The organism is Thermofilum uzonense (assembly GCF_000993805.1).
Taxonomy (GTDB): Archaea; Thermoproteota; Thermoprotei; order Thermofilales; family Thermofilaceae; genus Thermofilum; species Thermofilum uzonense.
On record NZ_CP009961.1, the window covers coordinates 1,572,782 to 1,590,942 of the forward strand.

The 18,161-nt window shown below is 48.8% G+C and carries 16 protein-coding genes; 8 read left to right on the forward strand and 8 right to left on the reverse strand.

Annotated elements, in window-relative coordinates:
* The first annotated feature begins 31 nt into the window (after positions 1–31).
* Positions 32–1,495 (forward strand): tRNA uracil 4-sulfurtransferase ThiI, encoded by a 1,464-nt coding sequence (gene thiI, locus MA03_RS08310; RefSeq protein WP_052884794.1) that lies wholly within the window; start codon positions 32–34, stop codon positions 1,493–1,495.
* Here thiI and MA03_RS08315 read toward each other — a convergent pair.
* Both MA03_RS08315 and MA03_RS08880 read right to left on the reverse strand, forming a co-directional pair.
* The gene (locus MA03_RS08315) at positions 1,449–2,924 is read right to left on the reverse strand and encodes an RNA-guided endonuclease InsQ/TnpB family protein (protein WP_236944880.1); all 1,476 of its coding nucleotides are present in this window, start codon (positions 2,922–2,924) and stop codon (positions 1,449–1,451) included. The two genes, thiI and MA03_RS08315, sit on opposite strands and share 47 nt — an antisense overlap.
* 927 nt (positions 2,925–3,851) lie before the next feature.
* On the reverse strand, positions 3,852–4,028 hold the full coding sequence (locus MA03_RS08880) for a hypothetical protein (protein ID WP_191118576.1): 177 nt from the start codon (positions 4,026–4,028) through the stop codon (positions 3,852–3,854).
* A gap of 21 nt (positions 4,029–4,049) precedes the next feature.
* Here MA03_RS08880 and MA03_RS08320 point away from each other — a divergent pair, with 21 nt between their 5' ends.
* Entirely contained in the window at positions 4,050–4,295 is a 246-nt protein-coding gene (locus MA03_RS08320) for a hypothetical protein (RefSeq protein WP_052884795.1), read from the forward strand.
* On the forward strand, positions 4,276–4,488 hold the full coding sequence (locus MA03_RS08325; protein ID WP_052884796.1) for a hypothetical protein: 213 nt from the start codon (positions 4,276–4,278) through the stop codon (positions 4,486–4,488). The genes MA03_RS08320 and MA03_RS08325 overlap by 20 nt, the downstream gene beginning before the upstream one ends.
* Positions 4,489–4,587: 99 nt before the next feature.
* Here the strand turns inward: MA03_RS08325 and MA03_RS08330 are convergent, their stop codons facing one another.
* Positions 4,588–5,823, reverse strand: a complete 1,236-nt coding sequence (locus tag MA03_RS08330; protein WP_052884797.1) for a M28 family metallopeptidase — start codon at positions 5,821–5,823, stop codon at positions 4,588–4,590.
* Positions 5,824–5,867: 44 nt separating this feature from the next.
* Here MA03_RS08330 and hypF point away from each other — a divergent pair, with 44 nt between their 5' ends.
* Positions 5,868–8,144, forward strand: coding sequence for a carbamoyltransferase HypF (gene hypF / locus MA03_RS08335; RefSeq protein ID WP_052884798.1), 2,277 nt, complete (start codon positions 5,868–5,870; stop codon positions 8,142–8,144).
* 383 nt (positions 8,145–8,527) lie between these two features.
* Here the strand turns inward: hypF and MA03_RS08345 are convergent, their stop codons facing one another.
* The 3 genes from MA03_RS08345 to pdo all read right to left on the reverse strand — a co-directional run bounded on the left by MA03_RS08345 (position 8,528) and on the right by pdo (position 13,387).
* The gene (locus MA03_RS08345; protein WP_052884800.1) at positions 8,528–9,946 is read right to left on the reverse strand and encodes a tagaturonate epimerase family protein; all 1,419 of its coding nucleotides are present in this window, start codon (positions 9,944–9,946) and stop codon (positions 8,528–8,530) included.
* Positions 9,947–9,992: 46 nt separating this feature from the next.
* Positions 9,993–12,422, reverse strand: a complete 2,430-nt coding sequence (locus MA03_RS08350; RefSeq protein WP_052884801.1) for a valine--tRNA ligase — start codon at positions 12,420–12,422, stop codon at positions 9,993–9,995.
* Between the two features lie 179 nt (positions 12,423–12,601).
* On the reverse strand, positions 12,602–13,387 hold the full coding sequence (pdo, locus tag MA03_RS08355; RefSeq protein WP_052884802.1) for a protein disulfide oxidoreductase: 786 nt from the start codon (positions 13,385–13,387) through the stop codon (positions 12,602–12,604).
* A 377-nt stretch (positions 13,388–13,764) separates the two neighbouring features.
* Between pdo and MA03_RS08885 the strand changes: the two genes are divergently transcribed.
* Together MA03_RS08885 and MA03_RS08360 are read left to right on the forward strand one after the other, a co-directional pair.
* Complete coding sequence (locus tag MA03_RS08885; RefSeq protein WP_191118577.1) at positions 13,765–13,908, forward strand: hypothetical protein; 144 nt, start codon at positions 13,765–13,767, stop codon at positions 13,906–13,908.
* 40 nt (positions 13,909–13,948) lie between these two features.
* Positions 13,949–14,950 carry a MarR family transcriptional regulator gene (locus MA03_RS08360; RefSeq protein WP_052884803.1) on the forward strand — a complete coding sequence of 334 codons (1,002 nt, stop codon included), beginning with the start codon at positions 13,949–13,951 and terminating at the stop codon, positions 14,948–14,950.
* A 36-nt stretch (positions 14,951–14,986) separates the two neighbouring features.
* On the opposite strand, the gene rpiA is transcribed toward MA03_RS08360, so the two are convergent.
* Positions 14,987–15,697: a ribose 5-phosphate isomerase A gene (gene rpiA / locus MA03_RS08365; protein WP_052884804.1), complete on the reverse strand. Its 711-nt coding sequence runs from the start codon at positions 15,695–15,697 to the stop codon at positions 14,987–14,989.
* A 76-nt stretch (positions 15,698–15,773) separates the two neighbouring features.
* On the opposite strand from rpiA, the gene MA03_RS08370 reads away from it, so the two are divergent.
* Positions 15,774–16,058 carry a hypothetical protein gene (locus MA03_RS08370; RefSeq protein ID WP_052884805.1) on the forward strand — a complete coding sequence of 95 codons (285 nt, stop codon included), beginning with the start codon at positions 15,774–15,776 and terminating at the stop codon, positions 16,056–16,058.
* On the forward strand, positions 16,055–16,765 hold the full coding sequence (locus MA03_RS08375; protein WP_052884806.1) for an RNA methyltransferase: 711 nt from the start codon (positions 16,055–16,057) through the stop codon (positions 16,763–16,765). Before MA03_RS08370 ends, MA03_RS08375 begins: the two co-directional genes overlap by 4 nt.
* Positions 16,766–16,772: 7 nt before the next feature.
* Here MA03_RS08375 and pyk read toward each other — a convergent pair whose 3' ends face one another.
* On the reverse strand, positions 16,773–18,161 hold the full coding sequence (gene pyk, locus MA03_RS08380) for a pyruvate kinase (RefSeq protein ID WP_052884807.1): 1,389 nt from the start codon (positions 18,159–18,161) through the stop codon (positions 16,773–16,775).

The following is an 18,161-nucleotide window of genomic DNA, read 5'->3' on the forward strand; positions in this document are numbered from 1 at the left end:
AAATTGTTACTCCTAGAGGGGGTATATTTCTATGTCTCTCAAGAAAGTTGTCCTGATACGTCTGGGTGAGCTGACCATAAAAGGGCTTGCTACGCGAAAACACTTTGAAAACTTATTGAAGCGCAACATAATGGATGCTCTGAGACGTGCGGGTATTGAGGCGGAGTTAAGGAAGAAGTTCGGGCGTTTTTATATCTATGGGCCCTATGAATCTATAGACGTCTTGAGGAGAGTATTCGGAATAAAGTCCCTTTCCCCAGCTGTGGAGTATGAGTTCAAGGACCTAGAAGACTTAATTGCGACTGCTGAGGAGTACTTCAAGGAGAAAGTACTAGGAAAGAGATTCGCCGTAAGGACAAGACGCGTAGGGTCCCATACGTTTAGCTCGATAGATGTCAACAGGCTTCTCGGCGAGAGGTTACTCAAATATGCTTCAAAAGTAGACCTTGAGAACCCTGAGGTCACAGCATACGTCGAGGTTCGAGGTAACAAAGCCTATTTCTTCACTGAAATTATCAAGGCTTGGGGTGGATTACCTGTAGGAAGCGAGGGCAGGGTAATATCCCTGGTATCCGGAGGCTTTGACTCGATTGTAGCATCCTGGTTGATGCTTAAGAGGGGCGCTGAAGTGGATTTTCTCTATCTTAACCTAGGGGGACCGGTCTCGAAATGTTATGTATTGCGGGTTGTTAAGACGCTGGCTGACAATTGGTGCTATGGATATCATCCGAAACTATACATTGTCGACTTTACAACTGTGGTCCACGAACTTAAACAAAAGGTGAAGCCCGAGCTAATAGGGGTTGTCCTGAAGAGGCTTATGTATAGAGTCGCCAACAGAATCGCCCTGAAGACTGGTGCTGAGGGGATAGTAACTGGCGAGAATCTTGGACAGGTTTCTTCTCAGACTCTGGCTAATCTCAACGTGATAGATAAGTCATCAGACCTTATCGTCCTACGACCCGTAATAGCATACGACAAAGACGAGATAGTTGAGTTGGCTCGCAAGATAGGGACATATGAGGCCTCTAGCCAAGTCAAAGAGATATGCGGTGTTTACTCTTTCCATCCCACAACACATGCTAGGCTAGACGAAGTCCTTGAAGAAGAGGCAAAGATCGACGTAAGTGTTCTTGAAAAGTCATTGGATAATGTCGAGATAATAGACCTACATAGCTCGTCTCCTATTGACGCGGGCTGCGGCACTAACTTCCAAGAGTTAGAGGTGGACGAAATACCTAGTAATGCTGTTGTTCTCGACGTTAGACCTCCAGAGAAGTATAGGTCTGGAAGAATCCCGGGAAGCATCAACGTAGACATATGGTCTCTCGAAGACTACGTAACCAGCCTAGGTAAAGAGAAGAAATACGTTGTTGTTTGTGATGAAGGAGGGTTAAGCCGGGAAGCTGCTTTTCTCTTAAGAAAAATGGGAGTAGATGCATACAGCCTTAGAGGTGGTCTGAGGCGCTATTGGCGTGCAGGCGTAAAAAGCTGACCTCCTCCCCGCCCTGAAGGGCGAGGGTTCCCTCAGGACGGATCATGGGTTTGTGGTTTACCGCCTTCATTTTCACCGCTTCATTGCTAGTGGGTGCACAACGCACCCACCCCGCTCCACTCGTCCAGCGGTAGACCACGGGCTGGGTCTTCAGCCCATTACCCCTATCCCTCACGGGGAGTTCCCCCCTGCTCCCAGATCCTAGGGACTCGGGGATATGTAGGGAGATATGTAGGATATTAATAGCACCGTTTAGGTCTGCGTTTATGACCTTCCCCGTGCGGGGACACCTGAACAAACCACGTTTAACACGCCCACCCTCGTGGGCTTCCCCGCACAAGGAACAGAGTTTGGAAGTGTTTGCCTCGCTCACTTTGACGACCTTGATACCTAGTTCCTCCCCTATTTCCTCGAAACGTTTTATGACGTAGTTGTAGTTCCAGAAGTTCGCGGTGAGTTTATTGCCGTGGTTCCTTGCGATCTCCTTTGGGTAGCCAACGACTACTTCCCTCACGCCCTTTCCTTGTAGCTCCTCCATCACCTTTCTCACCATACTGTTCAGAGCGTGTTTCAAGAACCTCCTCCTCTTGTCGTAAAGCAGTTTCAGCTTCCTACTCCCCTTTTGCTTATGTCTAGCTAGAACCTTCTGGACTACGCTTATCCTCTTGCTGTAATACTCATATAGAGAAAGCACGCTACCGCCCTTGAAGATGTACCACGTGCCGTCCTCGACGTAAACCGTGGCCAGGTTTACGATCCCTAAATCTACTGAAGCCCTCAGTTCGCCTTTATTTTCAGCTACATTTTTGACTTCGACTGGGATATATGCATACCAACTCCTCCTGGTTTTGTCGTAGATTATCTCCAGCCTCCCTTGTTTCCCATGCCACTTGAGTTTCCCCTTAAACTCTAGCGAGAGCTTGAAGTCCTTCAGGTAGATGGTTCTATCCTCCTCGTCCACCTCGTAGCGGTCGTTCCTCACGATGACGGCCAGCCTGTACTCGCCGTTTTCGTCCTTCCAATATCCTGGAGGTCTCGGTTTGAACCACTTTGGTAATTTCCCCTCCCTCTTCTCTCTAACTAACTCAAAGAAGCTCCTCCAAGCCTCAGCGTTTTTCCTAGCAACTTGTTGTGCATTAACCTTTAATATGTGCTTGTATCTCTCGTAGACCTCTTTTTCCGTCTTTGTAAAGTCTATCTTCCTCCTCTCCTTGAACTGCTGCATTCGCAGCCAGTTCACTGTGTTCCAGCACTTGGCCGTATGAACCGCTAGTTCAACGAGCCTCTCATGGACGTTCTTATCTACAACGAGTTTAACTATGTTGGTTCTCCTCGTCCTCTTTCTCCTTGAAGCCCTGGACTTCGCCCCACCCCCACCCCCCTGGAGGGGCGGGGCCACCGCAATTCCGCTCTCTTTCTTCCTGCTCATCCCTTACTCACCCCTCTCGGGGGCCCGGGTTCCTCGGCGTGGAGCCGCCAACCGTGGCCAGCGTCCACGCGTCACAGCGTAGCCCGGGCTCCTGTACTGTTGCCCGGGGCCCCAGTGAAGGGGCGCAGGCCTGTAGGCCCGGGCCCCCCGAGGGGTGGTTACCCGGGAACCCTGCCCCAGACCCCTCCCCTCCCCCCTGTATCACTGCCCCGTCATGCCTGGACGCCCCCCGCGTCTCGGCGCCCACGCAGCCCACCCGGGAGCCGCCCCCAGTGACAACCCCCCTCTTTACCCCCCACTCCCACCCATTCCAAACTCCGCGTGGGCTTAGCCGCGCCCAGGGGGCTTCAGGGGCTGTGGCCGGAGCCCTGGGGGCGGGCTGCCGGCCTGCTATTGGGGCGATCCTCTAGGCGGACACCCCCATGATGGCCGGGGGCACCCCGGTGAGGGGTAGCGGGCGCGCGCCCCTAGCGCCCGCCCCGCGACCGCCAAACCCCCTCAAAACACAAGCCTTTCCCAGCGCCCCCGTTTCGCCTCGGGCTACTCCGGGGGGCGCCCCTCGGGCCCTGCGGCCCACGGGGCCGGCGGGGCCCTCACAGGACCCTCCACCCCCTCACAAGGGGGTGCCACCACTAAAGGCGGGAGTGAAGGGTAAAAAAAGGCTTATGTTTTGAGGGGGTCTGGTTTCGGCCCATAGCATTTGCTGCGCCGGGCATGCGTGCCCCTCTCCCGCCCTGCTTTCTTTTCCCCGAGAGTGCAGGGGCGTGTGTGCCCCAGTTTTCTCGGGGAAGCACTGTGTAGCCGTCGAGGCCGTGTGCCCGCTCATCCCCCTCGTCGCGGGGGTTGAGGGCCTTGCGGCGGCCTGTGTGATTAATATTATTATTCAGGTATAAAAAGACTAATTGTTTACCTTTTTAATGTTCCTGTTTAATGCTTTTTAGCGTATGCTTGCCTGCACAGCTCTAGTAATGCTTCTCCAAGCCTTGTGAGCCTGCCCCCCTCCCTTGCCTTGAGCTGTGCTAGGAGGGCTCTTTCATTTGGCGTGCTTTTCCCCGCCGTGAAGCGTGCCAGTGCTAGGCAATTGGTACTGCTTAGCAGGCGCATAAGCTCTACCTCGCTTACACCGTGCTTCTCGTCTCTGCGGTGGAGGGCGAGGAGGGTGCTAGGCTGGAGGCTGAGAGTCTCCTGTGGACGGCTGTCTCCAACCCTCCTAGCGTCGAGGCCGCCGGGAGGCTGGCTGTCTACGCGTCGAGGGTGGTCGAGAGGGAGTACAGGGAGGCCTTGGAGGCTTACAGCCGGGCGTTGTCCCTCGCCGGTGGCCTCAATGTTAACCCGGGGGGAGTCCAGGGCTATGCAGGCCTGGCAGGTTGACCACGCGGGGAGGGCTTACCAGGCGCTAAGCGAGGCGTTCGAGGAGGTGAACATTCGACGCACACGCATCGCCTCCCTTAGAGCATACGCGGACATCCTCCCAGAATACAGGAAAACACTCAACAGCATGGACGCGATGCTCAGAGAGCTGGAAGAACTCCAAAGCAGGATCGAAGGCCTCCTAGAGGAATAGGAGACAGAGAAGACATACCAGGGGCAAGCTGATCGTGAAGTATTTAGCACTCAAACCGTCGAGAGAGAACTGCGTGCTCCAGCCAGAGGGGGTCAGCTTCTAATCCACAAGAGCAAGCCTCTTCTTGAAATACTCGTCTGCCTTCTTCTTTATTTCTTCAGGCACCTCTTTCTCGTAGGGTAGATCCTCGGAGTTTGCGATGTCCACGATAAATTTGAAGACGAGATGGCCGATCAGCTGAAACGCTATTGGATGTAGATGTTCTAATGAATCCTTCTCGGTATGTATGTCAGCTCCGCTACCGCTCGATCTAAAGAAGTTCACTGCGGGCACTCCCCTCCATACGAAGGATGTACTGTCGCTACTCATAACATCCTCTGAGACTGACAAGTTTACCCCGATCTCCTTTGCCTTAGCCTCCACATAGTTTCGAAGCGATTTCGAGCCACTCACAATTGAAGCAGAGGAGCCTAGAACGCCTCCATGGACATCCAAGTTAACTACAAGGGAGATGTTTTTTAACTCGTCCTTGTGTTTCTCTACGTAAGCTAGGGATCCTCTGAGGCCGAGTTCTTCACCAGAGAACAGAACAAATCTAATAGTTCTTTTGAGGCCAAGCTTGCTGAGGGCGGAGGCGAGTGCGACCACTAGCGCGGTGCCACCGGCGTTGTCTGTCGCTCCGGGGACATTTTTAACACTATCATAGTGTGCCGTGACGAGTATAACGTCTTCTGGGTACTTTGAACCGCTTTTCTCGGCTATAATATTATAGCTATTAACGTCTCTATATTCTTGCTCCAGCACAAGGTGGACTTTCTTAGCCTTGAGCAGGCGTACTGCATTCCAATAACTCACGTACACAGCGGGGAGGCTTCCGAATTTTTCCCTCCACTCCCACGGGACAGCTACGTGGCTAAGGCTTCTGTAGGGCGTCCCCTCCGCTATTATTAGTCCTGAGGCTCTTTTAGCCAGGAACTTCCACTGTTCTGCTGGGGGTCTTCCAACGGCAAGCCCAATCCAGTTACCGCTTCCCGGGATGAGCACTCTATCAGAGTTCTCTATATAGTGTAAATCTGCCTCCACACCGCTCGTTTCCCCGCTAAAACCAAGAGGACTAGCAGGGATCTCCTCGTTGAAAGGTTCTCTAACCCTCAAGTCGACATTATTCACCTCGTATACCTTTGTCGAGAACTCCTCCATCTTAGGGGAATAACCACTCTTCTCAAGCTCTGAGACGATGAGCCGTCTAGCTTCCTCCTCTCCTGGAGTTCCAGTGAAGCGTGGCTTGCTGGACAGCATTACCGCAACTTTATAGGCGTACTCGTGTTCGAACATTGACAATATTATTTTTATTCCAATGTAAATGCTTTACTGAAGAAATGAGCCTCAAGGCCATTAGACTCCATGTCTCGGGAATAGTCCAAGGGGTTGGCTTCCGCCCCCACGTGTACAGGATAGCAACAAAGTTAGGCTTAAGGGGCTATGTAGTGAACCTGGGCGGGTCCGAGGTAGAGATATGGGTTGAAGGTGACCCCGTCCTAGTAGAGAAATTCCCCGAAGTATTACGCCGTGAGACACCCCCCTCGGCTGAAATAGAAGAGATACAAGTAGAGGAGGTTGTACCTAGAGGATATCCTAGCTTTGAGATCAGGAAGAGCGGCAAGGTGCTTACAAAGATATCCATGATTCCCCCTGATCTCGGGATGTGCGATGATTGCAGACGTGAGATACTCGACCCTTCTTCACGCTGGTACCGGTACCCGTTCCACAGCTGTGCCTGGTGCGGTCCTCGTTTCACAATTATAAAGAGGATTCCCTATGATCGTGAAAACACCTCTATGAGCTCTTTTCCACTATGCTATAAGTGTCGCGAGGAATATACAGACCCTGGAAACACTAGGCGCTTCCACATCCAGGGAATCTCGTGCCCTACATGTGGCCCGCAAATCTATCTCGTGGATCGTGAGGGAGCACCCTTACGGGTCAGCGACCCCTTGGTTGAGGCAGCGAAGCTTGTTGATGAAGGCTATATCGTAGCCGTCAAGGGGATCGGAGGCTTTCATCTGGCAGTCAAAGCCACGGATGACGAAGTACTCTTGAAGCTAAGGAGTCGCAAGAAAAGGGGTAGGAAACCTTTCGCTGTAATGGCAAGGGACACAAGCGTTGCCAGGAGAATAGCTGTAGTAGACGAAGCTGCTGAAAAATTACTGCTGAGCCCCGCGCGTCCAATAGTGATTCTTCCGAAGACACGCGAAGTCTCTGACCAAGTCTCTCCAGGGTTGAAGACAGTCGGTGTCATGCTTGCTTATACTCCTCTCCACTATCTACTTCTCGAAGCCACCGTGGACAAGTTTGCAGTTATGACGAGTGGCAATGAGAGCGGGGAGCCCATAATAAAGGATAATGAGGAGGCATTACTCAAGTTAAAAAACGTTGCAGACTACTTCCTTCTACATAACCGTGAGATTGTAAACAGGGTTGACGACAGCGTTATAAGACTAAGCGACGGAGAGCCTTTGTTTCTAAGAAGATCTAGAGGGTTTGCGCCCAGGTGGATAAGAGCACCGAATGAATACAGGAGACCCGTAATAGGCTTGGGAGCGATGCTCAACAATACAGGCGCGTTGGGATTAGAGCGATACATTATCCCCACACAGCACATAGGTGATCTTGAGAATATGGAAACACTAAACTTCTTGCATGAATCCCTTAAATTTCTAGTAGAGACGTACTCGATTCGCTTGCCAGAATCCCTAGTTGTAGTGGACAAGCATCCCTATTTCCTCAATAGGAAACTCGCGGATCAACTGGTTGCAGAGGCAGGCGCAGAGTTATATGAGGTTCAGCACCATGTAGCACACATAGCCGCCGCGCTGCTGGAAAGAGGTACTCGAGAAGGCTTTGGAATAGCTATCGATGGAGTAGGCTACGGAGACGATGGAATGATATGGGGTGGCGAGGTGATCTATATCTCGGAGGACGGGAGCTACGAGCGACTGGGGAGACTAGAATACATCCCCTTACCCGGTGGAGATAGATCAACACTATATCCTGCCAGGATAATAGCTGGAGTCTTAGCAGAACATGTAGATCTCCAAGAGTTTTTGAGACTTGCATCTTATAACCACCTAGACAAAAGGGTACCCGGGGGCATACAAGAGCTAAAAATAGCCTTTAACCAGGCTGGAGCAAGTATAAAGTGTTCAAGCGCCGGTCGTTTCCTGGATGCTGTCTCTGCTCTACTAGGAGTCTCATGGGAGAGAACCTATGAAGGTGAGCCTGCCATAACACTTGAGGAGTTCAGCTGGGGCGGCAGCAAGCTAGACTATCGCCTTGAGCATGGTGGCGGAGAAGTCTACACGAAGTCCTTCTTCTACGACTACATGCTGAACGGGCGCTTCAACAATGCTGCTACAAGAGATATAGCTTACACAATCCAATTCGAGATAGGCAGGTCCCTTGCTGAGATCGCTCACGAGAATGGTGCTAGGGAGATATACGTCTCAGGTGGAGCAGCTGTAAACTCAGTGATCCTCAAAGGGGTTAAACACGTCTTCGGATCCGACAGGGTTTTTCTCCCCCGAAAGCTCCCACCCGGGGATGGCGGTATATCGGCTGGACAGGTATATTTTGCTAAGATAAGAGGCTTAGCCTAACATAATCCCACGGCAAGTTTAATAGGTTTACGCGAGTATTCAAGACGCTATGATGACTTGAACCCGATTGGAGTTGTATCGTGACTGGGGCCGTCGCTACTGAGCTTTTTCAGAATTTACTCCTCTACTTCTTCACAAAGCTCCTGACACTTATTCTCAACATTCTTGCAAAAATCAATGCAAGCCTTACTCATTCTTTCACAAGTTTCTTCACACACATCTAAACAGCTCTCATCCTCCAGGCCTGCGCAGTCCTCCATACACTCAGATACCTCTTTGTCACATTTACGTTGACACTCCTCTACTAGTTCCTCACATAATGAAGAGCAATCCCTGCTTTTCCCCCTCATAAGTATCAATTCTTTAGTGGGTATTTTATATATTCAACGGAGTAATCTCACATTGCCGCGAAAACCCAAGCTGTCAAGAAAGGCTACCGTGAGAGCTGAGATTTCTCTGTCTACCTGTTCTCTGAACCCCTTATCCTCTAAATATAATTCTACAATGGCATTCCTAAGATATCTCTCTCCATTCCTCCTAATGTTTAAAGCTAAAAACGAGTAGTAACGGAACACGGGGCTTTCAGAATCTCTTACATATCCGTTCAAGCTCTTTTTACGATGTTCCTCCAGCCTTTTCACCAGAACCTCGTCGTACAGCTCGCCCTTCCTCTTAACCTGATCCTCCAGAAGCTCTATTACCGCGTCATATATCTCTTCGTAAAGGCGTCTAACGCTTGGAATATCGCTCCTTGACATCAACTGCATTAGAAGCTCGAAGTATACGCCTGATATCTTGTACTTGAATAGCCCTCCTGCAGCCCTCCTTATTATATCGTGAACTCCTTTTCCCTTCATAGAGTAGGGTGAACTCCCGCTACCGCTATGGAAAGAGAGTAAAGATCCAAAAAAGGAAGCTACCTCGTGAAGTGTTTTGACACGCGAGTGTAATGTCTCAAGGTCTCCTGTAAAGTCCTCTCTTTTTTGAAACCCGACGTTAGGGGCTATAAAGTCTACAGGTATGCCTCTCGTCCTCAACTCGTTTAGCACGAAAAATAACTCATGGGGGTCAGACGTAACCGGGGTCTCGTCAAAAGCTATTTCGATGCCGAAGGGCCAGGGAGTCATTTCCTTTATTATCCTGTAAATCCTTTCTGAGACATCGATGCTCCTCATAAGTTTTAGCGATAAGCGCATCACTTTTTCCTCGTCAAACCTTATCCTGGTTCCATTGACCACCACGTTTATGTCCTTGTAACGCTCTATTAGGCTGGCTGGATAGAGGTCCTTGAACACTGTTCGTAGCTCATCCACAGCGATCTTCTCTGACGAGTAATCGATGAGGTCACAAGTGTCTATAGTATAAAAGTAAATGTTTCTCGTCGACACAGCCTCCCTGATCTCGTCCTCAATGTATTTTAGAGCACTCCTCACCTCTTCCTCGCTAAGCACTCTGTGCGTGCCACCACCTGAGATCCTCTTCACCGCCTCGCTCGAGACAGAAACCGACACATGGTCTGCCTCTACTTCCACGACAACGCCTTTTTCCTTAGCTTTCGCTACGGAGGCTTCTATGTAGTGCCTTATACTTGTACCTGTATGACCCCTTGTCAGCTCGAAGTCCCCTGGAGGAGCATTTATAACATATTCGGGCGCTGTTTCCCGATGGTAAGAAAGCATTACCCCTCCTGCGCTGTTGCCGGTCTTGAACCCACTCATTATTCCCTCGAGAAACACTTCGGGAAGTCGTACACCTACCGAGAGATGAGGTAGTTTGCCCAGATACCTGGGTGTATCCAGCATATGTGTTAAGAGAAGGCTGGGACAGATTAATTTATTCCTCGCTAAGTCAGGGCTCTATGTCTATTGAAATATCTGGGAACTCAGGGACCTTGCGGCTCCCCGAGTTGTCGCGGTGTAATATGACATTCTCGGCCTTAAGGGTACCCTTCAAATCCTCTATAAATTCGCCAAGGATTTCAAAGTGTTTTTCAGAGTGGACGTGAATGGATTTCATCGGGGCTCCCAGGGATATACGAGCATCGTGTTTTGCCCTCCTAGCTTCCGCGATAGTGGCTATAATCATGGCACCTATCTGGGATTTTTTCTCGTCGAAGATCGGCTTCTCGGGCCATGGAGCGGTAGTTATACTAGCATGACCCTCCTTGGATCTAAATAGGACGTCAAATATCTCCTCGCTTATGTGAGGTGCGAAAACAGAGAGTATGTTTAGTGCCGAAAGGAGGACAATGTAGGAGGTATACAAAGCTCCCCTATCACCCCTTGATAACCTGTATTTAATCGCTTCGAGGTAATGATCGCAGAACTCATGCCACATCGTCTCGACAACAACTTGGGAAGCCTTTTGGAAATCAAAGTTTTCAAGAGCCTCCCTGGCAGTTTCTACCATTTTAGCTGCTTCCCCGAGCATCCAGTGGTCAACGCTTCTTGTAAACGCCATGTCTTCGGCTTGAAGCATATAATTCGTTAGGTAATTGTAGAGCAACCTTGAAGCGTTCCACAGCTTGACGAGAAAGCGATGCGCATAGTCTACTCCTTCCCAGGAGAATCTTACATCCTGCCCAGTTGAAGCGGCCATAGCAACCCAAAGCCTAAAGCTGTCGGCGCCGTACTTTTCGAGAACATCACTGACCGCAACGTAGTTACCGTAACTCTTATGCATCATTCTACCGTCCGTTCCTCTAACCATACCGTTAATGAGGGCAGTCTTGAACTGAGGTTTCCCGAATAATGCAATTCCCCTCAATAGGAGATAATAGTCCCATGTTCTTATGATATCGTAACCGTTTGGCTGAAGATCCGAAGGAAATAAGCGAAGATCGAATTTATCAGGCCAACCAGCGTGAACAGCTGCAGTTATGCTGGAGTCCATCCACGTGTCCATGACGTCCTTTTCCCCAACAATATTTCTAGAACCGCATCTCGGACACTTTTCGACGGGGGGCTTGTCAAACCTGGGGTCTATCGGTAGGTGTTCCGGCTCGACCACCATCTCATAACCACAATCCTTGCAGTAGTAAACTGGTATCGGGGTTGCAAACAACCTTTGACGTGAAATCACCCAGTCCCAGTCAAGGCTTAAGACCCATGATTCAAGCCTTTTATACATGTAGGGGGGCACCCACTGGATTCTTTTTGCCTCCTCGAGTACTGCGCTGTTTAACGCGGTGGACTTTACAAACCATTGTTTCTTCGGAATAATCTCCACGGGAGTATGGCAACGCCAGCACGTCCCGACCGTTGAGCGGGTGTTTTCGACCTTTACGAGGAGATTCTTCTCTTTCAATAGTTCAACGATTTTTTTACGTGCCTCCTCAATTGTGAGCCCCTTTAGAGGACCGGCATTCTCATTCATCCTCCCGTTATCGGTAATAGAGATAATTACTGGAAGCGAATACTTGACCTGCCACTTGACATCTGTCTTGTCTCCATAGGTACACACCATGACTGCACCTGTGCCAAAGCTGGGATCAACAGCGTCATCTGCTATTATGGGAACCTCACGTTCATATATGGGTACGATAGCGTGAAGTCCTACAATCTTCTCATAGCGTTGATCCTTTGGATTTACAGCAACCGCAACGCAGGAGGCCAGGAGCTCTGGACGCGTGGAGGCGATTACTAGATCCTCCCCGCTCTCCTTGACCTTGAACTTGAAATAATAGAGAGGCCTATTAGTCTCAACATACTCTACCTCCGCTTCAGCTATCGCGGTCTCACAGCGGGGACACCATATAACAGGGTGTTCTCCCCTATAGATCAATCCCTTCTTATACATCTCCACAAAGCTCAGCTGCGTCCTCCTCCAATAGTCGGGATCCATGGTCATATACTCCGTCGACCAATCGATACTCATTCCCAGGCCCTTCAGGGCCCGACGCATCGAGTCGATCCATTCCAGGGTATACTTCTTGCACAAAGCTATGAACTCCTGAGGCTCAAACTCGCTCTTCCTCTTACCTGTGATCCTCTCGACACGAACCTCCGTGGGCAGACCATGACAATCCCACCCTTGCGGAAAGAAGACGTTGTACCCTTGTTTCCTCTTGTATCTGGCCACAAAATCGATGTAAGAGAAGTTCAACGCGTTACCAACGTGAAGCTCTCCGCTTGGGTAGGGGGGAGGCGTATCGATGCTATATGTGGGCCTAGTTCTATCCTCACGGTTGAACTTATAGATCCCTTTCTCCTCCCAATACCTCTGCCATTTACTCTCGACAGCCTTGAAGTCGTAGACTTTAGGGAGTCCACTACTCATAAAATCGTATCTTCAACTGGGAAGAGAATAAAAACCTTACCTCCTCTTTAGACCCGTCTCTCCAGAGAAAGTTTATCTTAGCACATCTATTTCCTCCTCATCGATTCCAATACTCAACCGCGAATTCTTAGAATAAAAGAAGGAGAAGAATGTCTCAAGGTTTTATGCTCTCGATAAATCTAGTAGTGCTCATGATGATGCTCATGATGGTGGTGGTGATGGTGGTGCTCGTGTTCTTCTACATCCACAACAGATTCTTCTGTCGTGATCCCAACTATAGCCTCACGTAGCTCTGCAGGCAGCTCCACCTGGTAAGCCTCAAGTATCTTTGCGACAAAGTAGTGATCCGGGGCAGCTCCCTCGAATTCAACCCTGTCCACGCCGTTTACTTGTATTACATTTTTTGGCACCGCGTAGACACCGTACTGGTCTGCAAGCTCGCTGAACTCCAGCGCCTCAATCATATCGCCGTAGATATTCTTGTTTATCATGGCAAACCTATGAGAAGCCCTCACGGCCAACGGACAATAGGGGCAGGTTGGAGTTACAAAGATCATAATACGCGTAGGCTGCGTAACATATTTGTTGAGAAGCTCTGCTAGCTTCGGGTCAACCTCGGGTTGCCCAGTGGAAGCATCAATAATATCCTCTACAAAGGCGCCAAACTCATAGCCTGCTGGAATCCCAAAATACCGAACATTCCACTCGTCAACGCCATGAATCAGGATAGCCGGGAACATCGGGATGTTATACTTCTTAGCCTCAGGATCCATACTCGTATGCTTAACAATTCTAACTTTCCCGCCTGACGTCTTAGTGATAAGCTCCAGGATCTGCTCCGTATCCTCACAATACATACACTCTGCTTCAGGATCCCTAAAGTACCTTATCGTCACAGGATTCCTCAACTGTGCAAACATCTTTGTGAGCTCTCCCACAAGCTCCTCATCGTATTCAACTGGCATATACAATCCGAAGCCAAATAACCTCCCAATTTTTAAGTCTATCTACACCCTCCTTACCCCACAACCCCTCCAAGGAAACCAGGAACCCAACGTATTTCACATAGCACATGGAAACAATTTCCCTTATTGACACTCCACCAATTATATAAATATCCAAGTTCCAAAGTAAAAATAGAATGCCCTCCTACAATATGAGAAAATATCATAAATCGTATCAAAAAAATTGTATTTAAATATCAATTTTGAGATCATCTCCCATGCGTAAACGATAAAACTACATCTAGATAAATTTTTGATATTGGAATACAAAATCCTTTTATAAAATTCCAAAATAAAAACAATTATAGTACACCCTATGCCAATATATCACGACCAACATGGACACCAAAATTAGACTGGTCCTAGAACAGCTAAAGAATCCAGCCATACTCATACCGCTGCTCATACTCTTGGTGAATGCGGCAATCGGGCTTGCGGATCCGAAAAGGGATCCTTATCCGACTCCATACGTATCTGGCTAAAGTTTAAATTATTGTTTTTCTTTTGATTTTTGAACGTTCTATGAGGAGTAGAATTGACGTTAAAAAATTACTCTATGCTATACCACACTCTAGAACCCTCCGCGAATTAGCCAGGAACGCTGGAGTATCGCACACAGCTGTAAGACGCTTACTAAAAGAATTATCCACACAAGGAGTATTTAGAGTTATAACTGATGACAGTTTTTGGGGTCTTACACGAGTTATAGTACTAGATCAAGAAGGGAGGGTACCTAGACATGTACCCTTCGGAACCACAGGTCTAAGAACCCTAATTTCAGAGCAAGGATCTGGCACGCTTATAATGAGTTATATTCCAAAGCGACTTGTCGACAAATACATGGAAACCTTAAGGGAAGAAGTTGATGTTTCTGAATGGTTCACTAGTAAAGAGTATATTGCATGGCTTCCTAATCCTGAACTTGAAGCTGTTACGCCTAAAGATTTTGAGAAACTCGTAGATAGATCAGCTGAATACGTGCCACCCAGGACAAGAGCGAAGCCCCTAAGCATGCCCGATGAATACGACCTTATACTATTATGGGGGAAACTCTTATATGGTCCCTTTACTAGACCCTCAGATATTTTCTCTAAAATCAGAGGAGTCGAATCGCCATCAAAACAGGTGCTCAGCTATCACTACAGGGCACACTTCCAGCCGGGTTGGCGTTATACAACCTACTTTAAGCTTGAAAGTACAATGGAGGCTCCATTCATTGTTTATTATCTAAAAGGTATCGAGTCAGAGAGAGTAGCAAAGGCATTAGCGTTACTTCCTGGACATGGAATGTCTTTTATCGGCGAGAATCATGCAATATATATGGGTCAGCCTCTCTGCGGTTATCATCCCCTGTTCTTAGAGATACCGCAGACATATAACGTTGAGGCACCATATGGCATATCCTACATGAAGCTAGATCTATACACTGATGTTCCTAGACTCTGGGAAATGCTCGATCGGGACAAGAAGGAGTGGAAGTGGCCTGAACAAAAAATTCCAATCAAACTACAGGAGAAAACATGAAAGATTTCTTTCCCCAAATTCCAGACATGTATACAATTATACGATTACGGAAACTTTTTCGGGATATCCTATTAACACCTTTGAGGGTCTCTTGAGCGCGAATACCCCGTTTGAAACTACTCCGGGAATCGTCATCAGCTCTTTTTCCAATGTTTCCGGGTTTTCAACCTCCCGGAACACCGCGTCGATTATGAAGTTGCCGTTGTCAGTGATTATTGGTCCCAGCTTCCCACTACCTGAGATCCTGATGGAGGCCTGGATGACGCCTGGCATGGACTTTAGAGCCGATACCACTTTTTGGGCGGCGAAGGGGTGGGCTTCAACGGGTATTGGGATGCCTGTAGGCCTTTCTCTTAGCTTTTTCCAGTCTGCTATGATTATGTACTCCCTGGAGAAGTAGTCCACTATCTTTTCCCGGAAAAGAGCGCCTCCAAGACCCTTCACCACCCATTTATCAGGGAACACGTAGTCCGCCCCGTCGAATGCTATCTCGGGTGACTCGTCTAGCAAAGGTCTCTCTGTTAATCCCAGCTTCGACGCCGTTAAACTCGTGTCGTAAGAGGTTGCAACGAAGTATATCTCGAGCCTTTCTCTTCTAACCTTCTCCGCAAGCTTCTCGATAAAGAGCCTGAGCGTTGTGCCGCTGCCAAGCCCTATCAGCATCCCGTCCTTGACGAGTTTTAACGCCTCTTCTACTGCCCTAAGACGAGCCTCTGCTACATCTGCCTCAACTGTTTGAGTGCCCACAAATAATAGGGTATTGGCCGTTTTTCTTAAACGTTTTTTAAATATGGTCAGTTGGAATAGGTATACCCTGGGGAATATGGAGAATCTACCTAACTGGCCCCTGATGGAGGAGGAAATACTTATTGTCGAGGACGAGAAAAATGTCTACTTTAACTTCCCGTATTCTCTCTATAAGAAGGGTATTGAGAAAGAAATCTCGAGGCTCCCAGTCACGGTAACGATCAGCGAGGACTCCCTTGGCGGGAAAAGAGCTCTAGTCGTTATGGAGAAGCATCTTGGAGCCGAGGTCAAGGCCTGGCTCTCAGTAAAGCTTCCCTCACTGAATAAAAAATACTTTATAACAGAGCTTGAAATAATATGAATGCTCCAGATGACGAGCCTTGTAAGGGCGGACTAGTGAAGAGTCGAACCCCGCTGATGGTGTATGCGTCCCCCATCTTTACGGTTGAGGTTGTAGAGCCATTCATAAGCAAGTGGATGTTCATAGAGCTTTCACACGCGTCCAAGATAGTTGGGCGCGAGAGCCTATGGGTCTTTAACGTAAAGAAGGAGTGTGAGAGGGAGAAGCTTTTCTCCATTGCCTCACGTGTTGAGAGCCAGAGTTTCTTAGACAAGCTTGAAGAGCTAAAGAGGGACTTTAATATTATCATACTTGATCCTTCAGGAACAGAAGAGCTTAGACCCACTGACTTTTCTTCGAATACCATCATAGTCGTAGGAGGCATTATGGGGGATCATCCCCCACGGGGACGTACAAGAAAGGAGATTTCGGAAAGAGCGAGTGGTGGGGTACTGTTCAGGAACATAGGTAGCGGTCAGTATACAATAGACGGAGCGATATATATGGCTAGAATGGTATCGCTTGGGAGACCCTTAAATTCAATTCCGGTACAGGTGGGCTTAACTCTCAAGAAAAGACACTTCGAAGTTTACCTGCCATACGCCTATCCCGTTGAAAACGGCAAGGTGGTTATATCCCAGGAAGAGATTCACTACATCCTACACGAACTTGAAGAAGACGAGGCGAGGGCTCTTGGGGAGGGCAAACACCCATCTATCTGTGACTAATCGTTCTCTAGACTTGCACGCGTTCCACGCTGATTAGGTCCGTTGACCCTCTTCTACGCCCAGCCGTGAAGACTACTATATCGCCTACGGATACGAACCCCATCTTCACGGCTTTGTCGAGTAACTCTGAGAAAAGAGATGGCGAGTGCTTGTTTAGGGAGGGCTCGTATACAGCTCTCACACCCTTTAATAAGTTGATATATCTTGCAGTGGGAGGCCAGTTTGTGTAGACTATCATCTCAGCGGAAGGCCTGAACTTTGCCAGTCTTCTAGCCGTGTTACCTCTCTCTGAAAAAGCGAGGATTTTGCCTCCAATGATATTGGAGAGCAGAGCCACTCCCTTAGCTATAGCTTCAAAGTGGTCTTGAGGCTCATAGTCTGCTAACTGTCCTTTTTCGAGTTTTTCCGCCTCCACGATAATCCTCTTAAGCCAGGACACTGCCACGACAGGGTACTTGCCCGCTGCCGTTTCCCCGGCGAGCATCAAGGCATCTGCATCCATCTTCACCGCTGTTATCACGTCCACCACCTCCGAGCGTGTGGGAACAGGGTTGTTTATCATAGACTCGAGTAACTGGGTTGCCACAATGCTTGGTTTTCCCTTAAGTCGGGCTTTCCGCAGGATATCTTCCTGTACCCGATATATTTCTTCTAAGTTGTAGAAGTTTGCAAGGTCGCCCCGCGCGACTAAGACCATATCGCTATGCTCGAGAATGGGCTCTAGGTTTTCAACTGAACTCCTAGTTTCTATCTTCGCGATTATTTTCACGTCCTCCGCTTTTAGATCGTATAATAATTCTCGTAACCTCCTTATGTCTCCCTCGTGACGTACGAAGCTCAAGGCTATGGCGTCGAACCCGTTTTCCACAGCAAACTTGACGTCACCGACGTCTTTCTCCGTCAATGATGGGAGTGGATACTCCTTGCCTTTAATGGTAATGGTCTTCTTGGGCTTCAACTCACCCTCAAGTAGAGATTCTGCCTGAATCTTTTCACCGTCATTAAAAAGCACCTGGAAAGCAAGCCTGCCACCTTCAACGTATAGGAGATCCCCTTGTGAGGCTAATTCGAATAGTGTCCTGAGAGGGATAGGGATTCCTTCTGAGGATCTCTCTCCCTGTACAAAAGTGACCTTGTCTCCCGGATGAACCTGGATCGGGTCGAAGCCTCCAAGTCGAACGACGGGTCCCTGAAGATCCGCTATCAGCGTTACGGGTCTCTGCGGGGTCTCAAGACTTCTAAGTTTCGCCGCTATACCCCGAAATACCTCGTAATCCGCATGCGAAAAATTGAAACGGAACCCCTCAACTCCCTCTAGAAATAGCCTTTTTAGGATATCCTCTGACCAGGATGACGGACCGATGGTTGCAATGATTTTGGTTTTACGACCAGTCAT

What these genes read in the sequence shown, in the direction of transcription:
- MA03_RS08330 (WP_052884797.1), bottom strand. Translation starts at nt 5,823, where the DNA reads ATGTTCGAACACGAGTACGCCTATAAAGTTGCGGTAATGCTGTCCAGC.
- pdo (WP_052884802.1), bottom strand. Translation starts at nt 13,387, where the DNA reads ATGCCAGTTGAATACGATGAGGAGCTTGTGGGAGAGCTCACAAAGATG.
- MA03_RS08325 (WP_052884796.1), top strand. Translation starts at nt 4,276, where the DNA reads ATGCAGGCCTGGCAGGTTGACCACGCGGGGAGGGCTTACCAGGCGCTA.
- MA03_RS08370 (WP_052884805.1), top strand. Translation starts at nt 15,774, where the DNA reads ATGGAGAATCTACCTAACTGGCCCCTGATGGAGGAGGAAATACTTATT.
- MA03_RS08880 (WP_191118576.1), bottom strand. Translation starts at nt 4,028, where the DNA reads ATGCGCCTGCTAAGCAGTACCAATTGCCTAGCACTGGCACGCTTCACG.
- pyk (WP_052884807.1), bottom strand. Translation starts at nt 18,161, where the DNA reads ATGACTGGTCGTAAAACCAAAATCATTGCAACCATCGGTCCGTCATCC.
- MA03_RS08885 (WP_191118577.1), top strand. Translation starts at nt 13,765, where the DNA reads ATGGACACCAAAATTAGACTGGTCCTAGAACAGCTAAAGAATCCAGCC.
- thiI (WP_052884794.1), top strand. Translation starts at nt 32, where the DNA reads ATGTCTCTCAAGAAAGTTGTCCTGATACGTCTGGGTGAGCTGACCATA.
- MA03_RS08360 (WP_052884803.1), top strand. Translation starts at nt 13,949, where the DNA reads ATGAGGAGTAGAATTGACGTTAAAAAATTACTCTATGCTATACCACAC.
- hypF (WP_052884798.1), top strand. Translation starts at nt 5,868, where the DNA reads ATGAGCCTCAAGGCCATTAGACTCCATGTCTCGGGAATAGTCCAAGGG.
- MA03_RS08315 (WP_236944880.1), bottom strand. Translation starts at nt 2,924, where the DNA reads ATGAGCAGGAAGAAAGAGAGCGGAATTGCGGTGGCCCCGCCCCTCCAG.
- MA03_RS08350 (WP_052884801.1), bottom strand. Translation starts at nt 12,422, where the DNA reads ATGAGTAGTGGACTCCCTAAAGTCTACGACTTCAAGGCTGTCGAGAGT.
- MA03_RS08345 (WP_052884800.1), bottom strand. Translation starts at nt 9,946, where the DNA reads ATGCTGGATACACCCAGGTATCTGGGCAAACTACCTCATCTCTCGGTA.
- MA03_RS08375 (WP_052884806.1), top strand. Translation starts at nt 16,055, where the DNA reads ATGAATGCTCCAGATGACGAGCCTTGTAAGGGCGGACTAGTGAAGAGT.